Below are 3,894 nucleotides of genomic sequence, written 5' to 3' on the forward strand. Positions count from 1 at the left end.
AGCCCTAAACGCAGAAATTTTGAAAAAGCGAAGCCTCCGCTTCTACTATAATCAGAGAAGGGTAATTGAGACAATTTCTGCATCACCTTAAATAGCTCTTCAGGTTTTGCGTCCGAGAAAATTAATAATCTGGGGACTAATTTCTTTTGACCAATGTTCTTGGGGATAGTGTTTTGCTTCCGCGAGGGGGATTAATTCCACTCCTGATTTAGTAGCTAATTTTTCGACAGTGACAGAAGATAACCAAGGATCGGCCATTCCCCAGACAAAAAGGATAGGTTTTTCAAAGTTCTCTAAACCTGTCTCAATTTCTGCCATAGTTTTCGATAGGTTTAAATTGCGAATCGTGGCCAGTAAAGCGCGACCCACTGCCGAAGTTTTTAGATAAGGTTGACGGAAAATAGCCAGATCTGCATCACTAATCACAAAACCGCTACCAGTTTCTAAAGTACGATCGACTAATAAGGGGTCTTGAGTCGCCATATCTCCGAGGAAAGGTAGCCCCCATTGTTTCATTATCCAGGGTAATTTGACATCACTGGAGAGGGGAGTATTTAAAACGATCAAGCGCTCAATTTTATCGGGATTTTCTAGGGCGTATTGTAAACCGACGGAGGCTAAAAAACCCTGGACAATGAGGGAGATTTTCGGCAATTGGAGAGCTTGAATAAAATCGGCCAAGGCTTGACAAAAAGCGCTAGGTGTGTAGGCGAATTCTCTGGCATTGGGTTTAGCGGATAAACCGGAACCGATCCAATCGGGGGCAATGGCATTAATGTTATATTCTTCTAAACTGGTCAATAATTCCCGCCAAATATAGCCATGGGCGGGTAAACCATGGAGTAGGATCACGGGAGTTGTGTCCGGTTGTTGAGCGGGGTTAACCTGTCGATAGAACCACTTGAGAGAGCCGACTTCGAGAAAATTTTCTAAAATAGCCATGGTTAATGGGGGATTAATAATCATTAACCATTGTCTAACGTCTAGGAACCGATCGCACCGGCAAATTTTCCACCCCGGCAGTTATAGGGAGCTTGCGTCGAGACTTTGTGCTTCTCCGGGGGTTAAGGGTAAATGAAGACCGCATTCTTGTTTTAAACCCTTGAAACGGGTGTCTCGTTCGTTGCTATCATCGGCGGTTAAAGGCCGACTGGAGTGCCAATCGCCGACGGAGACATAACCTAGATCAAAATAGGGATGGTAGGGAAGATCGTATTTAGTCAGATAGTCATAGATGGTTTTGGCATTCCAGTCAAGGATCGGTAATATTTTGTAACGTTCGCCCTGTTGATTGACCCATTGGAGAGTTTTGCGGTGGTCGGTTTGGTCGCGACGTAAACCTGCTAACCAAGCGGTGGCCTTTAATTCCTTCAGGGCCCGTTGCATCGGCTCCACCTTGCGGATTTTGTCGTAGAGATTGAGGGAGTCGAGATCGTTATTTGACCACAATTTACCGTGGATTGCTTCCATGCGGGCGGGACTGAGGGGAGATTGATAAACTTTCAGGTTTAAATGGAGGCGTTGGCTTAAGTCTTCGGCAAATTGATAGGTTTCTGGGGGAAGATAGCCGGTATCGATCCAAATGATGGGAATATCGGGGATAATTGCGGTGACGAGGTGCAACATTACCGCCGCCTGAATGCCGAAACTGGTACTCATCACCAAACCTTCCCCGAAGGTGGCTTCCGCCCAAGCGACGATTTCCGCGGCGTTAGCGGAGTCAAAACGTTGATTAATTGTAGCGAGGTCGAGGGATAGAGGGTAGGAAAAAGACCGGTCGGCAGTGGGGATGAAGGCAGTTTCTAGGGCCTGTGGATGAGAATTAAGCAAGTGTAAATCTGGCATTCTGGCTAAGATTTAAGGTATTAGTAGCGGCGGATACTGATAGAGTCCAATCTATCCATTAGGGGCTGAGAATAGAGTCAACTCCATCTCCTCCCCTTGAGAAACGTAGGTGAGACTTTCACCTCACACGTCTCCTAGTTTGACTGCTCCATTGTTAGGGATACAGCTTGACACTGGAGAGCCGTTTTATCATCCTGACACTGGCGGTCTAGTAGTTGGGGGTTTTTGTATTCATCCTGACGACCGTATTGTTGAAAATCTATATACTGTACTTCTACTATATCTGATGGGGTGAAGTGTGGCCCACACTAGCGACACCTTCCTTTCTCAAAAATCTCTCTGGTTACACTAGACTCAAGTTGGCAGCTGAAAAAGTCTCTGGTGACATCTAATTGACCTCGATTAATGATAACTAATTAAGCAAGATTGGCAGGAATTGTCCCCAGTTTTTGTAGTTGTTTTTCAATATTGGCCTTTAATTGGGTCCGGGTGATTTCTTTTCCCGTTTGAGCGGTGTGTGCATTTTCCAGAAAAATAATACTATCTACTTTTTCTAGGGCAAATAATTGGAATAAAAGATGGGTTACGGGAATCAGGAGCGTTGATAGGGGTGAATTGGGGGTATTTTGAGCAGATATGGCCATTTTTTCCGTAGCAAAGGCATAGATTACCCTTTTCTCCTGTTGCGGCTGCCGCCGATGGGCTAAGGTGGTTAGTAACCAATCACCCTGGCTATTCTGCACCACATAGTATTGTAAATGTTTTAACTGTCTGGCCATGGCCGCAAGGACGGGATTAACCGCTTCTTCCATGACTACGGGGGCCAGTCCGTAATTGACCGCGTCTCGACTTAAAATATGCAGCTGTGCCTTTAATTTCATGGCTAATCATGTCTATAAACTAATCGATATTGACCATTCCTACCAGCGATGAGCGGTTTTTCTGCCAGTACAATTTTAGGCGTTGCTCATTTGAGATCTGAATCCTCTTTGCTGGGATTTTTAAAACCTAGACCCAAACTAACTTTGGCACGGGAACCTGCACAGTTGCCATTCATCCCTTGATTCAGCAACGCTATTTAAAATTGTCGTCGTGAAAAGATGAGGATGGAGATACCCAATAATAGACCAGTATAAACGAGACTGTAGAGGGCATTAGCGATTAAGACATCAGCACTAGGCAGCAAACCATAAACGGCCTCGTTTCTAAAATTTAATCTCTCTAAATCTGGGAGAATTAGATAAATATTTTTAGTGATAGCGAGGATATTGGCATTTTTGCTGATTATACCCAATTGGATCAGATCTTTGCTGATGTGACCCATGAGATAGACCCCAAAAGTCATTAACGTGGCTAAAATCGAACTGGTAAATACCCCAAAAGCGATCGCCACGGCTGCGATGAGAATTAATTCCAAACCGAGATAGAAAACCGAGACAATCAGGGGTAAAGGTTGAAAAGATACTTTCATCCCCAGCAACATCAGCAAGTAAATCACCAACATTACCCCCAACATCACCGCTAAAACCCCGGACAAACCCAAGTGTTTACCGAGGATAAATTCGGCCCGACTCAGGGGTTTAGGAATCAAAACTAAAATAGTTCTCTTGTCAATTTCCTTATTAATTAGCCCTGTACCCACAAAAACCGCGACAATTACCCCTAATAACCCGATAGCGGCTAATCCCAAGTCAAGAAAGATTTTCTGATGGGTTCCCACCGCAATTTCTGGTAATAAACGCCAAGCGAAGGCCATCAACAAGGCAAAAAACCCGATAAAGTAAAGAATTCGATCGCGAATAACCTCGCGAAAACCATTAGCTGCGATCGCCCATATTCTCAGGATACTGATACCCATAGCCTTTCATCAAAATAATATCTGTCTTTCCTAGATTAAGAGATTGTTTTATCCCCTCATTATGCCCAATTAGGGTTTGCGGCAAAAAGTTTTTCCTGGGGGCAGGGTGTGGGGTGTGGGGTGTGGGGTTTTACCAGTTTTGAGGTGGCCAATTACCTAATTTTCAGGGAAAAAGTGCCTAAATTTCCCCC

The 3,894-nt window shown here is 44.5% G+C and carries 4 protein-coding genes; all 4 read right to left on the reverse strand.

The annotated features are described in order from the left end of the window. Positions 1–99 precede the first annotated feature (99 nt). The 4 genes from PX636_RS10070 to PX636_RS10085 all read right to left on the reverse strand — a co-directional run bounded on the left by PX636_RS10070 (position 100) and on the right by PX636_RS10085 (position 3,703). Positions 100–966 (reverse strand): alpha/beta fold hydrolase, encoded by an 867-nt coding sequence (locus PX636_RS10070; RefSeq protein WP_288117011.1) that lies wholly within the window; start codon positions 964–966, stop codon positions 100–102. A 57-nt stretch (positions 967–1,023) separates the two neighbouring features. After that, entirely contained in the window at positions 1,024–1,845 is an 822-nt protein-coding gene (gene cysH / locus PX636_RS10075; RefSeq protein WP_002795561.1) for a phosphoadenosine phosphosulfate reductase, read from the reverse strand. A gap of 416 nt (positions 1,846–2,261) precedes the next feature. Beyond that, positions 2,262–2,726 carry a hypothetical protein gene (locus PX636_RS10080; protein ID WP_288117013.1) on the reverse strand — a complete coding sequence of 155 codons (465 nt, stop codon included), beginning with the start codon at positions 2,724–2,726 and terminating at the stop codon, positions 2,262–2,264. Between the two features lie 197 nt (positions 2,727–2,923). Then, complete coding sequence (locus PX636_RS10085; protein WP_002795557.1) at positions 2,924–3,703, reverse strand: ABC transporter permease; 780 nt, start codon at positions 3,701–3,703, stop codon at positions 2,924–2,926. Positions 3,704–3,894: the final 191 nt, after the last annotated feature.

The sequence above is a fragment of the Microcystis sp. M53598_WE2 genome (genome assembly GCF_030067735.1).
GTDB lineage: Bacteria > Cyanobacteriota > Cyanobacteriia > Cyanobacteriales > Microcystaceae > Microcystis > Microcystis aeruginosa.

Coding starts and splice junctions, on each gene's coding strand:
- PX636_RS10070 (WP_288117011.1), bottom strand. CDS start 966: ATGATTATTAATCCCCCATTAACCATGGCTATTTTAGAAAATTTTCTC.
- cysH (WP_002795561.1), bottom strand. CDS start 1,845: ATGCCAGATTTACACTTGCTTAATTCTCATCCACAGGCCCTAGAAACT.
- PX636_RS10080 (WP_288117013.1), bottom strand. CDS start 2,726: ATGAAATTAAAGGCACAGCTGCATATTTTAAGTCGAGACGCGGTCAAT.
- PX636_RS10085 (WP_002795557.1), bottom strand. CDS start 3,703: ATGGGTATCAGTATCCTGAGAATATGGGCGATCGCAGCTAATGGTTTT.